Origin of the sequence: Parapedobacter flavus (assembly GCF_035818675.1) — a bacterium.
GTDB classification, from domain to species: domain Bacteria; phylum Bacteroidota; class Bacteroidia; order Sphingobacteriales; family Sphingobacteriaceae; genus Parapedobacter; species Parapedobacter flavus.
The window spans coordinates 52,406-69,626 of record NZ_JAYKZZ010000017.1; the positions used below are offsets into that span (position 1 = coordinate 52,406).

Below are 17,221 nucleotides of genomic sequence, written 5' to 3' on the forward strand. Positions count from 1 at the left end.
TTTAACGTGTTTAAGCGGAGAGATCGATAAAAGTTGTTGCATTTTAAAGCGACTTTATCTAAGTTTGGGCATAACCAACCCATATTATGAGGTATCAAATCGCTGTAACACCAGAGGAAGTCCACCATATATTAGCCAACTATATCCTTGCTGACGGATACGATATGACCTTCGATATGGCGCGTAGTCACGGGGTAACGATCTACGATTCGAAGCACGAGCGCGAACTCCTTGATTTCTTCACGTGTTTCGCCTCGGTCCCTTTAGGATACAACCACCCGAAAATGGTGAACGATACGGCGTTTACAAATAGCCTCCTCCGCGCCGCGGTGACCAATCCATCAAATTCCGACGTGTACACGGTTGAGTATGCGCAATTCGTCAAGACATTTGGAAGAGTAGCGATACCCGATTATTTGCCCCATGCCTTTTTTGTCTCAGGTGGCGCACTTGCGGTGGAAAATGCACTTAAGGTAGCGATGGACTGGAAAGTACAAAAGAATTTCCAAAAGGGCTATACCGATGAAAGGGGCACTAAGGTACTCCACTTCGAACGCGCCTTTCACGGCCGTTCCGGGTATACACTGAGCCTGACCAACACGCAGCCCAATAAGACGAAGTGGTTTGCGAAGTTCGACTGGCCCCGGGTGAGTAGTCCCATGCGGACGTTTCCTGAAACCGCTGATAACCTAGCAGCCACGCTTGAACGGGAACAGCAGGCCACGCGACAGTTGAAGCAGGCTTTCGCAGACCATAAGGATGAGATATGCGCCATCATCATTGAGCCCATCCAGGCCGAGGGCGGCGACAACCATTTCCGCAGCGAATTTATGGAGCAACTACGTGTGCTGGCCGACGAAAACGAAGCCTTGCTTGTATATGATGAAGTACAAACCGGCGTAGGCCTTACGGGCAAGTTTTGGTGCCATGAGCACTTCGGCGAACGGGCACGGCCGGATATTATCGCTTTTGGGAAAAAGATGCAGGTATGCGGCATCCTGGCCGGCACACGGGTAGATGAAATCGACACCAACGCCTTCCGGGTGCCATCACGGATTAACTCCACGTGGGGAGGCAGCCTCGTGGATATGGTACGGGCGACCAAGATTCTTGAAATTATAGCGGAAGATCAGTTACTTGCACAGGTAGCGGAGACGGGCAAACATTTACAAACGCGTTTACACGATCTGGCCGCTAGCTATCCGGCGATTTCCAATGTGCGGGGCAGTGGTCTGCTGTGCGCCTTCGATTTACCCGACACCACGCGCCGGAACACGTTTCTGGAAAAAGGCCTGACACAGGGTGCACTCTTTCTCGGTTGCGGCGAGCGCTCCATCCGTTTTAGACCTGCACTGATCATCGAGCCCGCCGCGATAGACGAGGGTGTGGATATCATCCGTCGGGTTATGGGCGGGCTCGGTTAGCGCCGTGCTATGGCCGGCTGTGATAATTCGGTGCCTCCTTGGTAATGGCGATGTTGTGCGGGTGACTCTCGCGCAATCCAGCTCCGGTAATTTTCACGAAACGGGCACCTTGCAATGCTTTGACTGTCGGTGCGCCGCAATATCCCATACTGGCGCGGAGACCGCCCACATACTGATAAACCACTTCTGCCAGTGTGCCCTTAAACGCTACGCGCCCCACAATGCCTTCGGGAACCAATTTCTTGATATCGTCTTCAACATCCTGGAAATAACGGTCTTTAGACCCTTTCTCCATCGCTTCTACGGAACCCATACCACGATAGGATTTGAATTTACGTCCTTCGTAGATGATGGTCTCGCCGGGAGCCTCTTCCACACCGGCAAAGAGCGATCCGGCCATTACCGTATCCGCTCCCGCGGCAATCGCTTTGGCAATGTCGCCGGTTTGCTTGATGCCGCCATCGGCGATAACGGGGATCCCACGGTCGCGAAGCGCACGTGCCACTTCGTATACGGCATAAAGCTGTGGAACACCTACCCCTGCGATGATGCGCGTGGTACAGATAGACCCCGGCCCGATGCCCACTTTTACAGCATCGGCCCCCGCATCAGCCAGCGCAATGGCCGCCTCGGCAGTGGCAATGTTCCCTACAATAACTTCCAGATCGGGAAATGCAGCCTTCACCTCCTTCAGCTTGTCGATTACCCCTTTTGAATGGCCATGTGCCGTGTCTATGGTCACCACATCTACCCCGGCCTTTACCAATGCCGTCACGCGTTCCATGGTATCTCCGGTGACGCCGACAGCCGCCCCTACGAGCAGTCTGCCGTGGCGATCTTTGGCTGCATTGGGAAAATGACGATATTTCTGGATGTCCTTGAATGTGATCAATCCTACGAGAACATGATTATCATCCACCACCGGCAGTTTCTCGATTTTATGGTTTTGTAAGATGTTTTCAGCTTTGAGCAAGTCGGTACCAACAGGTGCCACGACCAACCCCTCTTTGGTCATCATCTCGGTGATCTGGCGCCGCATATCCTTTTGGAATCGGAGGTCGCGATTCGTTACAATACCCACCAATTTACCTTGGTCATCTACGATCGGGATGCCCCCGATCCGATGGTCTTTCATGATCTGGAACGCATCCCCCACCGTCGCTCCTTCGCCAAGTGTCACCGGGTCCTGTATCATACCGCTTTCCGACCGCTTCACCTTGCGTACCTCGGCCGCTTGGTCGGCAATGCTCATGTTTTTGTGCAACATTCCCAATCCGCCAGCCTGCGCAATGGCAATGGCTAGATCTGCACCCGTTACGGTATCCATCGCGGCAGATACCAATGGAATATTCAGCCGCGTATTTCTGGTCAGATAAGTAGAAGTATCCACATCGCGCGGCAATACTTCGGAATAAGCGGGAATTAACAGCACATCGTCGTAGGTGAGGCCTTCAGCTACGAATTTTTCGGGGTCTAATTGCATGGCAAATATCTCTTGGGGTTATTATTTGCCGGGCAAAATTACTTATTTTTTATGTCTTTTACAAGAAAAAAATAGCTGTATTCCGGAGGACCGTGAGCGCACGGGAATGTGAAAAATCCGGAATACAGCCGATGCCCATGGGGCGCGGTGAACGATTAAAACGAATAACTCAGCCCCAGCTGGAATACCCGGTTGAGCGAGATGTCATCGGGATCGTCAAACATGCCCAGGAAATAATCGTTGTTAAACGCATCCAGCATACCGGTTTTGAAGCGGCCTTCAAAAGTAAGGCCGATGGGAAGCGTATAACCAAGTCCGAGTGAAATCCCGAGGTCGACCCCACCATAATCATCATCATCGAAATCGATACGCGGGAAGTTCTTACCGATTTTCATATCGAGCGATGGGCCGATCAGCCCGTGGAAACCATCCACAAAATAGAACTTGTTGATCGCCCCCAAGGACAGGTACTGAATGGTGACGTTTTCCTGCCCTGTAGGTGTGCCGGTTTCTTCATCTACAAAAGTGACATTATTAGCCCCTTGCCTCGTATAGATCAACTCGGGCTGCAGCGTATACCGTTGCCCCAGATGGAGGCTAAGGATACCACCAACGTATAAATCGGTCTTAAAGTCCGCATTGATGTTACTTAACGTCGCCACATTAACCCCGGCCCTAATACCCGGAGAGACTTTCTTTTGCGCAAATAGTTGTGTAGTTGCCACTATCGCCACCACCAACAGGAGCGTTATTCTTTTCATAATTCGCTATATGTGTTATTTCTTATTTTAATGTAAACTTGAAACCCAAGGTAAAGCGTGCCGGCTCAAAGTGGCTGTTATTGCTTAAGTTCCACCAAGGTTTCCAGTCGAAATGAAAAGCCAGTGGTGCCGATGGGATTTTAAACTCCAAACCTGCCGCGGGACGAAGGGCGAAAAACGTTTCATTGCCATCCCAATCATCATCGTAATACCACCAGCCGCCATGGTCTACAAAAGCCAATTGCGGTCCGACCCCGACATACCAGGTCAATCCGTTGGCTCCGCTGATGGCTTGGTTATAGGAGTAATCAACCCCGAGTACGGTAACATCATCGCCAAACAATACCTGGGCATTTCCAGCGTTGGTACCATCAAAAAAATGCTTGATTTGCGGCCCTACAAGTGTCGGTCCATCGCCTAGATCAATTCCCAAACCCAGCGCCGTGCGGTAACGGGCCTGCGCCTGGGATTCTTGGGCGCCTAGCATCAAGATTAAAATAGCCAATAAAGGTAAGCATACGTTTTTCATCGTGTTATCGATTTTTGTGTTTCATTATACAGTAACGGGTTTTTGTCAACCCCGCTGTTATTTTAGCAAATAGTCTGCCAAAATGATGAACAGAAGCTCTATTAAACGCCAAAATTCGGTAGGCTTTAGACAAAAATTTTATACCTTTGCCGTCTTAACTAAATTTTGTTAAAAATAGAATAGATTAATACTAGCTAACGAAAGAAAATGCAAGGTACAGGGTTGATTAAATTTTTGGTAGTAGTGGTTGCCGTCGCGTGCCTCTATTCCCTATCATTCACATTCGTAACCCGCAAGGTGGAACGGGATGCCGAAGCGTATGCCCAGGGCGATATGGCGAAAGAGAAAGCGTATCTGGATTCCATGGCCGGGGAAGTGGTATATAACTTAGGCATAGCGAAGTACACGTACCGCGAAGCCAAGGGGCAAGAGATTGCGCTGGGCTTGGACTTAAAGGGGGGCATGAACGTAACGATGGAAGTATCGTTGCAAGAATTAGTCCGCAACCTAGCCAACAACCCAAAAGATGCGAACTTCAACAAGGCCCTGGAAAATGCCTATACCCAGAGCCGGAGCAGTCAAAGTGGTTATGTGAGCCTGTTTGTCGATGAGTTTGAGAAACTAAGCCCCAATACATCGTTGGCTAGCTTCTTCGCTACCAAAGACAATGCAACATACATTAATGCGAACAGCACCAATGCGCAGATAGAAACTTTCCTTCAACGCGAATCAAATAATGCCATTGAAAGCTCCTTCAAGGTGTTGCGTACACGGATTGATAAATTCGGTGTTACCTCGCCCAATATCCAGCTGCAACAGGGCACCAACCGGATCCTTATCGAGTTGCCCGGCGTAAACGACGAAGAGCGGGTACGCAAGCTGTTGCAAGGTTCGGCCAAGCTTGAATTCTGGGAAACCTACGATAACATGGACATATACCCCATGTTGGAAAACGTAAACAGCGCGTTAGCCTCAACACAGCAAGCTGCAAAAAAAGAAAACACCAACACCGCTGACAGTGCGGCGGCCGACAGTACCGACGCCGGTTTACTGGCTACCCTCGGTGCCGGTCAGGACACTACTGCTTCAGACTCGGCAGACAACCAACTGGCACAGCAGAACCCCTTATTCAACGTGTTGAGACCGGCAACGATGCTTGGCCCCAACAACCAGCCGATGCTGGCAACAGGTCCCATTGTGGGTTATGCACAGTTGCGTGACACCGCCAAGGTGAACGATTTCCTTGCGGATCCTGCTGTGCAGCAAATCATCCCGGCCAATGTTAAACTCCTGTGGGGGGTCAAGCCAAGTCCACGTACGCCAGAGCAGCTGGAACTTTATGCGATCAGGCCGAGTGGCGTAGACGCCGGCCCCGTATTAGCGGGCAATGTGATTACTGATGCTAAGGACGACTTCGATCCCCAGTCGAATAGCCCGATGGTAACCATGTATATGAACAGCGAGGGTGCTCGCGAGTGGCGGAGAATCTCTGCGGCGGCGGTTGCAGACCCCAACAATAAACAAGCTATTGCCATTGTCTTGGATGGTGTCGTTTATTCTGCACCCACCATCCAAAGTGAAATTTCCGGCGGCGTTTCCCAGATTACCGGTAATTTCACCATCGAAGACACCAAAGATTTGGCCAACGTGCTGAAGGCCGGTCGCTTGCCTACTACAGCAAAGATTGTTGAAGAAGCAGTTGTTGGCCCCTCACTTGGGCAAGCCGCAATTGACGCAGGTATCAATTCATCCGTAATCGGTCTTGTTGTCGTGCTGATATTTATGATTGCCTATTACAACCGGGCAGGATGGGTGGCAAACATCGCCGTTTTATTCAACGTGTTCTTCATTATGGGTGTGCTTGCCTCGCTCAATGCGGTCCTGACACTGCCGGGCATCGCCGGTATCGTACTGACAATGGGTACCGCTGTGGATGCGAACGTCTTGATCTATGAGCGAATACGGGAAGAGCTGCGACTGGGCAAATCCGTCAGACAGGCGGTTTCGGATGGCTACAAACATGCGATGTCATCCATCCTCGACTCGCAAATCACCACGTTCCTTACCGGACTTATCCTCTTCTTCTTCGGAAGCGGACCTATCCTTGGTTTTGCCACCACGTTGATGATCGGTATCATTACGTCTTTATTCACCTCCATTTTCATATCGCGTATCATTTTTGAGTGGATGTTGACCAAGGGATGGACCATCACGGTTTCGCACCGTTGGAGCGAAAACACGTTGCTGAAAGCAAACTACGGCTTTGTTCAGAACCGCAAGAAATTCTATCTTATTTCAGGTATCGTCTTAGCGATAGGTGTGATATCCATCTTTACCAAAGGCTTCAGTTTGGGCGTCGATTTCCAAGGTGGGCGTTCATATACGGTACAGTACGAACAACCTGTAGATATCGAAGAAGTCCGGGAGAACCTCAACGAAACGTTCGGAATGAACACCGAGGTGAAAACTTTTGGCAGCGACAGCCAAATACGTGTTACCACGGCTTACCAAATCGAAGAAGTGAGTGATGAAGCTGACAAGGCGGTATTGGACAAACTCAACAGTGGCCTATCGCAGATTGCCGGAAACAACCACGAAATCGTGAGTTCTCAAAAAGTCGGCCCGACCATCGCAAATGACATGAAAGTAAGGGCCCTTTATGCCGGAATAGCTTCAGTTATTGTTATTGCCCTTTACATCTTAATGCGCTTCCGCAGGTGGCAGTTCAGCGTCGCAGCGGCGGTTACCACTGCGCACGATGCATTGATTATATTCGTACTCTTTTCCATATTGGACGGAATCGTTCCGTTCTCACTAGACATCGACCAGCATTTCGTAGCGGCGGTACTCACGGTAGTTGGTTATTCCATCAACGATACGGTGGTGGTGTTTGACCGTTTGCGGGAATATTTAGGCATCTCGAAATATAAAAAGGAAGCGATGGGCGACACCGTAAACCTCGCCATTAACCGGACGCTCAGCCGTACCGTCGTCACCTCCCTTACCGTTATATTTGTATTGGCGGTGCTCTTCGTGTTTGGTGGAGAAGTTATCCGCGGGTTTTCATTCGCGATTCTAATCGGTATTATTGTCGCCACCTACTCTTCCATCTTCCTAGCCGCACCGATGGTAGTGGATTTGGAAGGAAATAAGAACCCGGGAGAGTTGGCAGCTTCCGACGATAAGACCAGCAAGGCTAACTTGAAGCCTGCGAAAGCATAAGCTTTTCGAGCCGAAAGGTAGAGAACAAAAAAGGTCGCTGAATTTCAGCGACCTTTTTTGTTCTCTATTCCGTTATTTATAACTGCCCCCCAACTCCTTTAAACTTTTCTACAAAGGCAACAATTTTTTGGAATACGTTCTGCTTTTTGGTTAAATATTGAGGGTTCAATGGACTCATTTTTGGCAGCAGCGCATTCAACTCCGTTCCGCTTTCAGAAGCATACTCCCGTTTTAAAGAAGCGGTAATATAGCGTTTGGCAGCCTCTTCATTTAAGTCCTCATCTGTGATTAATTCCGATACCTCTGCTTTCTGTTTGCCTTGTGCATAAGTGAAAAACGAATCGATGATGCCTGCCTTATCCTGAATGGTATCCAGATCGGTTTCGTTGATAAAGTCCACCACCAAACTTTCTTTTGCCCTGTTGCCTATACTGGCACGTATCACCCTGCGAATTTCTTCAACTAAGTCACTTTTGTTTTTGGTCTTTTTATGGTGCTCGAAAACGAGTTCCAGTATATAGTCCAGGTTTATTTCTTGCGATTTAAGCAAGTCCACTTCAAAAACTACATCATCCCAATCAATCGTTGATTCCGCTGCTTCCTTCCCCCCTTTCTCCCGTCGTAACCAGTCGCGAATATCATTATACGTAGAGCGATAATCCTGGATTACACGATCAGCAGGCATTTCAATCGCATGCATAGCGGCAATGTCTTCATCGGTAACAAAATGCGTTTCTTTAAAGGATGCTACCGCTTCCGCATCGTTCATATCTATCGACTGAAGTTCTTTCAGGTGGGTAAATCAACCCATTTATTGGCTGTTGTAAAATCATCAAATATGATAACAGGTGTTTCTGAAGCCTTATAAACCCCTTTTGTTTCATCTGTATATCCCAAAATGAATGTCTTTCCTGCCGTCAAAACAGGAGTTTTAAACTCATCGTTATAATTTTTTGACTTTACAAGGTATTTGGTTGGCTGCTCATAATCCGCCACCTCCCCGAGTGGTTTCCATTCCACCTCAACGCCCGCTAATAGTTTATTTATATTGTTCATTTTTTTGCGCCCTTTTTTGCTTTTTTCTCCAAATCAGTGATGGTTTTGAGATATTCCTGTTCTACCGAGCTGAGTGTTTTGGCTTTGTATTTTTTGTATTCCAGCCTTGCTTTTTCGGTGGCTTGAGTATGGGAAACTGTACCTGCGTTATCCAAGGTTTTGCGCCCCGCAGAGGTCAAAATGCGGTCTAATTCCCGCACATAGTCTTCCATGCGCATTTCCCGTTCTTCAATAGCGTTTAATTCTGCCAAATCAAAGTAGGCAGCAACCAAGTTATTAAGGACTTTCAGTTCTTTTTCCTGCAAGAAGTTTTTAGCAATCATCGCTTCAGCTTGTGTAGGCTGGTCGCCTTTAAAGTTGGTTAAGCCCGCAAAGGGTTTATTGCTGTCCACACGCATATAGATTACTTCGCTTGCCGTATTGCCATGGGCGGCATAATGCAATTTGTTCTGCACAATTTTGAAGAACATTGCACTCACTTCGCTCTTGGGGTCGTAGTCGATAGCCGTAGCGTACAAGTCCAACACTTGCCGATACATGACCTTTTCGCTGGAACGTATATCGCGAATGCGGTCCAACAGCTCTTTCCAATAATTACCGCCACCAAGGTTTTTCAGGCGTTCGTCGTCCATGGTGAAGCCCTTAACAATATACTCTTTGAGGCGTTGGGTCGCCCATTGGCGAAAGTGGGTAGCTATTTTGGAATTAATTCGGTATCCCAAGGCAATAATCATGTCCAGATTGTAATAATCCAGCTCGCGAGATACCTCTCGGTTGCCTTCTTTTTGAACTGTTCGGGTTTTCCGAACAGTTGCTTCCGGAATCAATTCCTCATCGTTATAAATGTTTTTAATATGCTCACTAACTGTTGATTTTGCGGTTTGATAAAGTTCAACCAATTGCTTTTGCGTTAACCAAACCGTTTCATTGTCTAAATGAATAGCAAGTTGCGAAAGTCCGTCAGCACTTTTATATATAATTACGTCTTTGGTTTCTTTCTTCATGTATTTATTCCATTATCAGTTATTCGAAATTTTCGAATAACTGAATCATTCATTCGCTTTACCCTTCAATCTCTTTCACTATTGCATCAATATCCGCACGCAATCGCGTTATCTTCTCCACTGTTTGGGCTATTTCACTGTTCAAGGCTACAATGTCTATTTGCTCACGGTTATCCTTTGCTTCCACATACGAACTTACAGAAAGGTTGTAGTCATTTTCGGCTATTTTGCTGTTGTCTATGGTGGTTGCTACGTGTGTTACTTCTTCTTTGCTATCGAACATGACCATGATCTCTTCGATATGCTCATCAAGAAGCACGTTGTTGTTGGTTGCTTTTTTAAAGAAACCTTCACCGCTTGCATCGATAAACTGTGTTTTATTTTCGGTTTTGTGCTTGGAAAGCACCAGAATGTTTACGGCAATAGACGTACCGTAAAACAGGTTGGGAGCTAAAGAGATAACGGTTTCCACAAAGTTGTTGTCCACCAAATACCTTCTGATTTTTTGCTCAGCACCGCCACGGTAAAATATACCCGGAAAGCATACAATCGCCGCCCTTCCTTTGCTGGAAAGGTAACTTAATGCATGCAGCACAAAGGCAAAATCGGCTTTGGATTTGGGAGCCAGTACTCCGGCCGGCGCAAAACGGTCATCATTAATCAACGTGGGGTCATCGGAACCTATCCAATTTACCGAGTACGGTGGGTTTGATACAATGGCATCAAAAGGTTTTTCATCACCAAAGTGAGGGTCTATAAGCGTATTGCCAAGCGCAATATTAAACTTGTCATAGTTGATGTTATGTAAAAACATGTTCATACGGGCGAGGTTATACGTGGTGTGATTGATTTCCTGACCATAGAAACCCTCTTCGATGATATGGTTGTCGAAGTGTTTTTTGGCTTGCAAAAGCAAAGAGCCTGAACCTGCTGCGGGGTCATATATTTTATTGACCGACGCCTGCTGATGCATCGCCAATTGTGCAATGAGCCTGGAGACGTGCTGCGGCGTAAAAAATTCACCTCCGGATTTCCCGGCATTGGCAGCATAATTAGAGATGAGGAATTCATAAGCATCACCAAAAAGGTCAATTTGATTGTCTTCAAAATTCCCAAAATTCAGTTCTTCTACGCCTTTTAGCACGGCAGCCAATCGGCGGTTCTTGTCAGGCACGGAATTGCCCAATCGTGTACTTGTCGTGTCAAAATCAGCAAACAATCCTTTGATGTCCTGCTCGGATGGATAACCGTTGGCTGAACTTTCAATAGCGTCAAAAATGGCTTTTAAGTCTGTATTCAGATTGGGATTGGTATTGGCTGTTTTGGCAACATTGACAAATAGCTCACGAGGATAGATAAAATAGCCTTTCGTTTTAATGGCATCGGCTATTATTTCGGGCGTAATGATATCATCCGATAAGTTTGCGTAGTTTACGCGCTCATCACCGCCCTCGATGTAACTGGTGAAGTGCTCACTGATAAAACGATAGAAAAGTGTACCGAGAACAAACTGTTTAAAATCCCATCCATCTACCGAGCCACGCACATGGTTGGCTATTTTCCATATTTGATTTTGTAGTGCAATTCGTTGTGCAGTGCTCGTCATTTTTTATCTCTTAATCGTGCTGTTGGCTTAACGTTTAGTATCTCGGCAGTATGATGAATCGGCTTAATCCGTGTTACAAATCTAATAAAAATATGCAACGGTGTAAGCTGCCACAGAAACTTCGAGCTTTACTGTTATCGCCCATGCCGCGCACACAAAAAAGGTCGCTGGAAAGAAACATCCAGCGACCTTTTTTGAAACAGATTTGATTCCCCAGCCTATTCCCAGACGTTATTGAATACCTGCACGGATTTTACCAGGTCTACAGACCGGTGCAAAGCCACGCCATAGGCGCTATCGAGCACGCTGTAGTGAGGGATGTATTCGTCCTCTAAAAAAGCATAGATATCCGTCAGCACCTGAAGGAACCCTTGCAGGTCCTTATCCAAAGAGGTGATTGTCACCTGCATATCGTCATGGAACCGAAACACATCATCAAGCACCTTGAACTGTACCGGATCCAATGGTTTCTCCCCCCTGAAATACGAGTCCATGATATCGGTATAGGCTTGCTTCAACGGATCGATGCGATCGTAAAACTTCACCAGCGTCTTTTGCAGCTGCCCTACTTGGTTGTAAAAATCGCGCATTTCGACCTGTAACCGGATGTCCATGTTCGCTGCCGCAACAGCGTCGGAGAAATCAGCCTGGCGCAGGTAGTGATCCCGTATATCTTCGAACTCCTCCAGTTGGGCGTTGAATTTCTCTAGGTCGATACAGGCCAAAAGGACTTCCCCTTTTTCCTTTTCAAACCGAAGCTTCATACGCCAGGCCTCGTCGTGTGCCCGGCGATACGCCTCCAGCGCGCGCACTTCAATCGGCGATGGGAAGCTAGGCTCTTTCAGTTGATAAACGATGTCTCTCAATGGATGTGTTATTAGGACCGTCTTTGTCTCCATGGCTATCTATTATTTAGCGGATAAACTTACAAAAAAACCCGTTCAAAACCGTATCGGGGTGGACTAGGTCACTGCACAACGAACGATCTCGCTGTAGTTCAACGCGGGGTTGGACCCTAGGTAAGAAACACGGAACTCATACTCGTTCAGGTACTCCAGATCGGTAATGTGCACCTTTGATTTGGTACTTAAGATACGTGTCCATGCTTCAGCCGATCCAACCTTTCGGAACTCGAACTGGTAATAGCGGGCGTGCTTCCAGGTATCTACGCGAACGTGTACACTTCGGGTGCCTGCATCGCGCACTTGCGCCCTTACGTCGTACGGCTTGGGCGAAAGTCCCACCGGCTCACGCATGTCTTTAGACGGAATAAAACCCGCTGCCAACACGATGGCCGGGTCGCCCTGGGCTATCGTTTCCACATACAGCGAAAGGTTGTACAAGATTTCCTTCAGCGCCGTAGCGTGCTGGTTTTTGAGCACCACCTGCCGCATGTCGCGGAAGGACGCTTCGGTCATACTCGTCCTGAACTGTTCAATCGCGGCCGACAGGTCATCCATCGATGGTCGCGGTTCTACAAAGATACCGGCATTTTCCGTTGTCTTCGCCAGTACGGTTTCGGCATATTGGAGCAATTTAGCCCCCGTGCCGGTTTTTGATGATAAAATTGGCTTTGCCATAATCATAAAAATTTAAATAAAACAATTAATGAATTAATACAGTGCAAAATTACGGGTAGCCTGGGGCGCGGAGGTGGAGAATCTGGCCAACATGCCAAACACGACCCTACTTTTTCATGGCCAGATTTGACACCTTTAGGTGAAGTCAAAAAACAAAAAACGGCTTAAGGATATTCAAAACAACGTTTTTAAGGCCTTTTTTACAAAAACATATATGTTTTGGAGCAAAACACATCTATTTTGGGGTAAAGCTTAGCTGCTTCATGCCGTAACGTATCTGCTTTGAATAGTAAGCAAGCTATTGCCGACCAAAATGTAGGGGCTTTAAGGCATTGCACATCGGTTGCGGACGGGAACTTACCTGCTTTGTGACGGGGCCGATCTGTTCTTGCGCGACGTACCTTGGCTGTAAGCCGAAACCCACCTGCTCCAAACCGAAATCGATCCGCTTTTCGCTAAACTTTAGACATTTCGACGCTAAGCCTGTCGGTTGGCACGTAGGACTTCTCCACGTTGAGGCAAAGCAGATCGGTGATCAGAAGGAACTCATCTGTTCCGAAACGCAACATTACCCAAGCCCAATTTTTCCTTTTTCATTTCGTTCCGGTAGGCCATTGGTGGCTTCCTGAATTTTTGCTTGAACATTTTACTGAAATGCTTCGGGCATGAGAAGCGGAGCGTATAGGCAATATCCCGGATGGGCCTTTCCGAAAAAGCCAGTACCTCCCGGGCTTTGGTTAGTCGCAGATGCAAAATATACCCGTTAACGGTATACGCCCGGTTTTCGAAACTGCGCGTCAGGTTACGTACACTGATATGCAACGCTTCCGCTACTTTATCCAGACTGATATCGTCCAGGTAGTGTTCCCGAATAAACTTCGTTGCCTGATGGTAATGGCTGATATCGTCTTTCTCAACGGTATCCGTATGGTTGCCCGGGGCGTCGCCAAAAAAGTAGCTCAGCAGCCGCAGGCTCCAGCCCGCCAGCTGGATCGGGGTACTATAGGGGCGGAAAACCAATCGCCGCAACGACTCCAATATGCTCCGGAGCCGGCTCGAAATAGGGCGCTCCTCTCCTATCCCATGCTGAGTATCGCCTTCTAGCCATGGTTTAAGCCATCCCAAAGATGGAAACTCCGCCCCCAACGCATCAAAACACGGCTGCGGAAACCCTATTACGAACAGCCAGTTCTTACCCGGACTCAATGATAAGGTCAGCTCCCGGCCGGTACTTACAAAACAAGTGCTATTCCCCGATGCTACCGTAGACACCCCGTCTACATGCACCGTGCAATCGCCAATCAGCGCAATGACCACCCAGAGGCAGGGCGCGTCCGGTTTCAGTTCGATACGGGATGTTTCTCGTTGTATTTCGTCTTTCCATTCGAATATGTAGCCGCTATCATGCGCAAAATACCGGTGGGTGATGGCCGCATCCCGGGCATGGTATTGCGGGTCCGTCAGAAACGACAGATACCCATCAAACCTATGGGTACGGAGGCCTTCCCCCGGATTTACGAAATGAACAAAATCTGAAGAAGACATTATTCAGTTGGTTCTTAATAAAAAGGTACGATTTTTTAAACATACGAAACATCAGCCAACATACCGGCCATTTCAATAATTTTTTTCAAAAAAAAGGCCTTTCCCGATTATAATTCTAACTTTGCCGCACTGTTTACAAACATGAATCGATGATTTTTTACCTAAAATCGATATTTTAACCAGTATGAAGCTACACACGAAGATTTTCATTGGCATGGTATTCGGCATCGTAGCCGGATTGATCATCAAAAACCTCGGATTACCGCAAGAAACGCTCGACACCATTGTAAAATGGGTAGCGCCCGTGGGAAAGATTTTCATGAATCTCATTTTCATGATGGTTATCCCGTTGATCTTGTCGGCATTGATTCTGGGTATCGCCGAAATTGGCGACGTGAAAAAACTCGGCCGCATGGGTGGCAAACTCTTTATATACACCATCATCGTGAGCTTTATCGCCGTATTGATCGGTATTACCATGGTGAATGTATTCAAACCCGGAGAATCCATCGCTCCCGAAACCCGGGAGTACCTCGTCAGTGAGTTCGGCGCCGAAGCGGCAAAGGCAAATGCCCAGGCCGCAGCGAATAAAGCCGACGAACGTACGGCCGGTGATGTGATCGCACAGATCATCCCGCGCAATCCATTTGAAGAAATGGCAAATGCATTCAACTCAAGTCATACCGGCGGAGGCCTGCTTTCCGTCATGTTCTTTGCATTGATTTTCGGCGTGGCCATGGCATCGGTGGGCCCGGAGAAAACGGCTACACTGAAGAGCTTTCTGGAGGGTCTCTACGAGGTCGTTATCAAAGTAATTGGCTACGCCATGGCGTTAGCGCCGTATGGCGTGGCTGCATTGCTATTTAATATGGTGTTGAATGTCGGTGCCGATTTCCTGATCGCCTTATTATGGTATGTACTCGTGGTGCTCGGCGCACTGGCGATACACCAGTTTGTGGTGTATTCGATCATCCTGAAATACTTTGCCAAACGCAATCCGGTACAGTTCATGAAAGACATGGGCGAGGTAACGCTCACCGCCTTTTCAACGAGCTCCAGCAACGCCACCCTACCCACTGCTATACGCGTGAGTATCGAAAAATTGAAAATCCCAAAACCCATCGCCCATTTTGTACTGACCATCGGCAGTACGGGCAACCAGAACGGTACGGCCCTCTTTGAGGGCATCACCGTATTGTTCCTTGCCCAGGTGTTCAACGTAGACCTGAGTATCGGATCGCAGATTACCGTGGTGCTGCTATGTATCCTGGCCGGCGTAGGTACGGCGGGTGTGCCGGGTGGTTCGCTGCCCGTTATCGTCACCATCCTCATCTCCATCGGTGTACCCGGTGAGGCCATAGCGCTTATCTACGGCGTTGACCGCATCTTGGATATGTCGCGTACCACACTCAACGTGAATGGCGATATCACCGCAGCTGCCTATATCCAGTATACAGAGGAAAAAGCGGGGCGTCTTTCGGAAGAATAACGGCTTTTTGAATAATCGCTACTTGTAAATCTCAGCGATTACCCATATATTTGTCATACTAATTATTGTTATGCAAACAGAACACTACAACGCCTATTCATTCCTGTTGGAACGCACCGCGCGCCGGGTCAAACAATACGCACAATACCAGTTCAACTGCCGCGAGTTTGGCATTACGGTAGACCAGTGGTCGATATTAAAGAACTTGAATCAGCATGCCGATTTATCACAGAAGGAGTTGGCCGAGTACTGTGGAAAGGACCAACCCACGCTGACCCGTATCGTCGATTTACTGGTTCAGAAAAACTTGGTGGAGCGTAGGGCGAACCCATCGGATAGGCGGAGTTTCGTGGTGCACCTTACGCCCGCAGGGGAGCAAAAGATCAACACGCTTGCCAACCATGTCGGTGAAATACGGATGCAGGCTTGGAAGAATCTCGACGACACCGATTTCGAGCACTTGAAGCGGATATTGAATATGATTTACGATAATTTGGAGGTTTGAGACATGATAACAACAGATATTTGCATCATCGGGGCGGGGCCAGTGGGCTTGTTTGCTGTATTCGAAGCCGGCTTGCTCAAAATGCGCTGCCACCTCATCGATGCCCTTCCACAGGTAGGCGGCCAGCTTTCTGAGATCTATCCGCACAAGCCCATTTACGACATTCCCGGATTTCCGGCCATCAACGCGCAGGAACTGGTGGACAATCTCATGGCGCAGATCAACCCGTTCAACCCCACATTCACACTAGGCGAGCGGGTGGAGACACTGGCCAAGCAGGACGACGGCTCGTACCATATCATCAGCAATGAAGGAACGGTGATCCATGCTCAGGTGGTGGTCATCGCGGGCGGACTCGGTTCGTTCGAGCCCCGCAAGCCCGAAATACCCGGACTCGCCGATTTCGAAGGCCGGGGGGTATCGTATATGGTAAAGAATCCGGAAACATACCGCGACAAGCGGGTGGTGGTGGCTGGAGGCGGTGATTCGGCATTGGACTGGACCATTTTCCTCAGCGATGTGGCTTCGGCGGTTACATTGGTGCACCGCAGCGAAAGCTTCCGAGGAGCACCCGATTCGGCCGAAAAGGTGTTTTCGCTAGCTGAACGTGGGAAAATTAATCTCTTGTTGCAGAGCAACCTCAGCGGCGTCCGAGGAAACGGTACGCTGAGCCACGTAGGCATCCGCAGCAAAGACAAAACAGAAACGTTGCTGGAAGCAGATGCACTCATCCCGTTGTTTGGGTTGAGTCCCAAACTAGGACCGATAGCCGATTGGGGCCTAACCATCGACAAATCGGCCATTGCCGTGGATACCTCGGATTATTCCACCGGTGTAGAACGTATCTATGCCATCGGCGACATCAACACGTACCCCGGAAAACTGAAACTCATCCTCTGCGGCTTCCATGAGGCTGCATTGATGGCGCAGAGTGCATTCCGGCATGTGTATCCCGAAGAAAAACTCAGTTTTAAATATACCACTGTTAACGGTGTGAACGCATTTTAATAGACGTTA

The 17,221-nt window shown here is 48.3% G+C and carries 15 protein-coding genes; 5 read left to right on the top strand and 10 right to left on the bottom strand.

Translation table 11 applies throughout. The features are described from left to right. The first annotated feature begins 86 nt into the window (after positions 1–86). On the top strand, positions 87–1,424 hold the full coding sequence (gene lat, locus U9S71_RS14590) for an L-lysine 6-transaminase (RefSeq protein ID WP_326328254.1): 1,338 nt from the start codon (positions 87–89) through the stop codon (positions 1,422–1,424). A gap of 7 nt (positions 1,425–1,431) precedes the next feature. Here the strand turns inward: lat and guaB are convergent, their stop codons facing one another. The 3 genes from guaB to U9S71_RS14605 all read right to left on the bottom strand — a co-directional run bounded on the left by guaB (position 1,432) and on the right by U9S71_RS14605 (position 4,197). Then, positions 1,432–2,907, bottom strand: a complete 1,476-nt coding sequence (guaB, locus tag U9S71_RS14595; RefSeq protein WP_326328256.1) for an IMP dehydrogenase — start codon at positions 2,905–2,907, stop codon at positions 1,432–1,434. 155 nt (positions 2,908–3,062) lie between these two features. Next, positions 3,063–3,668: a porin family protein gene (locus U9S71_RS14600; RefSeq protein ID WP_326328258.1), complete on the bottom strand. Its 606-nt coding sequence runs from the start codon at positions 3,666–3,668 to the stop codon at positions 3,063–3,065. Positions 3,669–3,690: 22 nt separating this feature from the next. Beyond that, complete coding sequence (locus U9S71_RS14605) at positions 3,691–4,197, bottom strand: hypothetical protein (RefSeq protein ID WP_326328259.1); 507 nt, start codon at positions 4,195–4,197, stop codon at positions 3,691–3,693. 207 nt (positions 4,198–4,404) lie between these two features. On the opposite strand from U9S71_RS14605, the gene secDF reads away from it, so the two are divergent. Beyond that, complete coding sequence (gene secDF, locus U9S71_RS14610; RefSeq protein WP_326328260.1) at positions 4,405–7,419, top strand: protein translocase subunit SecDF; 3,015 nt, start codon at positions 4,405–4,407, stop codon at positions 7,417–7,419. Positions 7,420–7,495: 76 nt separating this feature from the next. On the opposite strand, the gene U9S71_RS14615 is transcribed toward secDF, so the two are convergent. From U9S71_RS14615 to U9S71_RS14645, 7 genes are all read right to left on the bottom strand, one after another. Then, the gene (locus U9S71_RS14615) at positions 7,496–8,188 is read right to left on the bottom strand and encodes a type I restriction endonuclease subunit R, EcoR124 family (RefSeq protein ID WP_326328261.1); all 693 of its coding nucleotides are present in this window, start codon (positions 8,186–8,188) and stop codon (positions 7,496–7,498) included. Positions 8,189–8,208: 20 nt separating this feature from the next. Next, positions 8,209–8,475 carry a restriction endonuclease subunit S domain-containing protein gene (locus tag U9S71_RS14620; protein WP_326328262.1) on the bottom strand — a complete coding sequence of 89 codons (267 nt, stop codon included), beginning with the start codon at positions 8,473–8,475 and terminating at the stop codon, positions 8,209–8,211. Further along, positions 8,472–9,479 (bottom strand): virulence RhuM family protein, encoded by a 1,008-nt coding sequence (locus U9S71_RS14625; RefSeq protein ID WP_326328263.1) that lies wholly within the window; start codon positions 9,477–9,479, stop codon positions 8,472–8,474. The genes U9S71_RS14620 and U9S71_RS14625 overlap by 4 nt, the downstream gene beginning before the upstream one ends. Positions 9,480–9,537: 58 nt before the next feature. Continuing rightward, the gene (locus tag U9S71_RS14630; RefSeq protein WP_326328264.1) at positions 9,538–11,085 is read right to left on the bottom strand and encodes a type I restriction-modification system subunit M; all 1,548 of its coding nucleotides are present in this window, start codon (positions 11,083–11,085) and stop codon (positions 9,538–9,540) included. Between the two features lie 218 nt (positions 11,086–11,303). Then, positions 11,304–11,984 carry a hypothetical protein gene (locus tag U9S71_RS14635; RefSeq protein WP_326328266.1) on the bottom strand — a complete coding sequence of 227 codons (681 nt, stop codon included), beginning with the start codon at positions 11,982–11,984 and terminating at the stop codon, positions 11,304–11,306. A gap of 63 nt (positions 11,985–12,047) precedes the next feature. Continuing rightward, a complete protein-coding gene (locus tag U9S71_RS14640) occupies positions 12,048–12,665 on the bottom strand; it encodes a fibronectin type III domain-containing protein (protein WP_326328267.1) in 618 nt (205 codons plus the stop codon). Positions 12,666–13,211: 546 nt separating this feature from the next. Then, positions 13,212–14,210, bottom strand: a complete 999-nt coding sequence (locus U9S71_RS14645) for a helix-turn-helix transcriptional regulator (protein WP_326328268.1) — start codon at positions 14,208–14,210, stop codon at positions 13,212–13,214. Positions 14,211–14,394: 184 nt separating this feature from the next. On the opposite strand from U9S71_RS14645, the gene U9S71_RS14650 reads away from it, so the two are divergent. The 3 genes from U9S71_RS14650 (at position 14,395) to U9S71_RS14660 (ending at position 17,212) form a co-directional block, all read left to right on the top strand. After that, complete coding sequence (locus U9S71_RS14650; protein WP_326328269.1) at positions 14,395–15,699, top strand: dicarboxylate/amino acid:cation symporter; 1,305 nt, start codon at positions 14,395–14,397, stop codon at positions 15,697–15,699. A gap of 70 nt (positions 15,700–15,769) precedes the next feature. After that, entirely contained in the window at positions 15,770–16,204 is a 435-nt protein-coding gene (locus U9S71_RS14655) for a MarR family winged helix-turn-helix transcriptional regulator (protein WP_326328270.1), read from the top strand. A gap of 3 nt (positions 16,205–16,207) precedes the next feature. Further along, the gene (locus U9S71_RS14660) at positions 16,208–17,212 is read left to right on the top strand and encodes an NAD(P)/FAD-dependent oxidoreductase (RefSeq protein WP_326328272.1); all 1,005 of its coding nucleotides are present in this window, start codon (positions 16,208–16,210) and stop codon (positions 17,210–17,212) included. Positions 17,213–17,221 lie beyond the last annotated feature (9 nt).

Bases quoted from the DNA above. Each gene is read 5' to 3' on its own strand.
- lat (WP_326328254.1), top strand. From the start codon at position 87: ATGAGGTATCAAATCGCTGTAACACCAGAGGAAGTCCACCATATATTA.
- guaB (WP_326328256.1), bottom strand. From the start codon at position 2,907: ATGCAATTAGACCCCGAAAAATTCGTAGCTGAAGGCCTCACCTACGAC.
- U9S71_RS14600 (WP_326328258.1), bottom strand. From the start codon at position 3,668: ATGAAAAGAATAACGCTCCTGTTGGTGGTGGCGATAGTGGCAACTACA.
- U9S71_RS14605 (WP_326328259.1), bottom strand. From the start codon at position 4,197: ATGAAAAACGTATGCTTACCTTTATTGGCTATTTTAATCTTGATGCTA.
- secDF (WP_326328260.1), top strand. From the start codon at position 4,405: ATGCAAGGTACAGGGTTGATTAAATTTTTGGTAGTAGTGGTTGCCGTC.
- U9S71_RS14615 (WP_326328261.1), bottom strand. From the start codon at position 8,188: ATGAACGATGCGGAAGCGGTAGCATCCTTTAAAGAAACGCATTTTGTT.
- U9S71_RS14620 (WP_326328262.1), bottom strand. From the start codon at position 8,475: ATGAACAATATAAATAAACTATTAGCGGGCGTTGAGGTGGAATGGAAA.
- U9S71_RS14625 (WP_326328263.1), bottom strand. From the start codon at position 9,479: ATGAAGAAAGAAACCAAAGACGTAATTATATATAAAAGTGCTGACGGA.
- U9S71_RS14630 (WP_326328264.1), bottom strand. From the start codon at position 11,085: ATGACGAGCACTGCACAACGAATTGCACTACAAAATCAAATATGGAAA.
- U9S71_RS14635 (WP_326328266.1), bottom strand. From the start codon at position 11,984: ATGGAGACAAAGACGGTCCTAATAACACATCCATTGAGAGACATCGTT.
- U9S71_RS14640 (WP_326328267.1), bottom strand. From the start codon at position 12,665: ATGGCAAAGCCAATTTTATCATCAAAAACCGGCACGGGGGCTAAATTG.
- U9S71_RS14645 (WP_326328268.1), bottom strand. From the start codon at position 14,210: ATGTCTTCTTCAGATTTTGTTCATTTCGTAAATCCGGGGGAAGGCCTC.
- U9S71_RS14650 (WP_326328269.1), top strand. From the start codon at position 14,395: ATGAAGCTACACACGAAGATTTTCATTGGCATGGTATTCGGCATCGTA.
- U9S71_RS14655 (WP_326328270.1), top strand. From the start codon at position 15,770: ATGCAAACAGAACACTACAACGCCTATTCATTCCTGTTGGAACGCACC.
- U9S71_RS14660 (WP_326328272.1), top strand. From the start codon at position 16,208: ATGATAACAACAGATATTTGCATCATCGGGGCGGGGCCAGTGGGCTTG.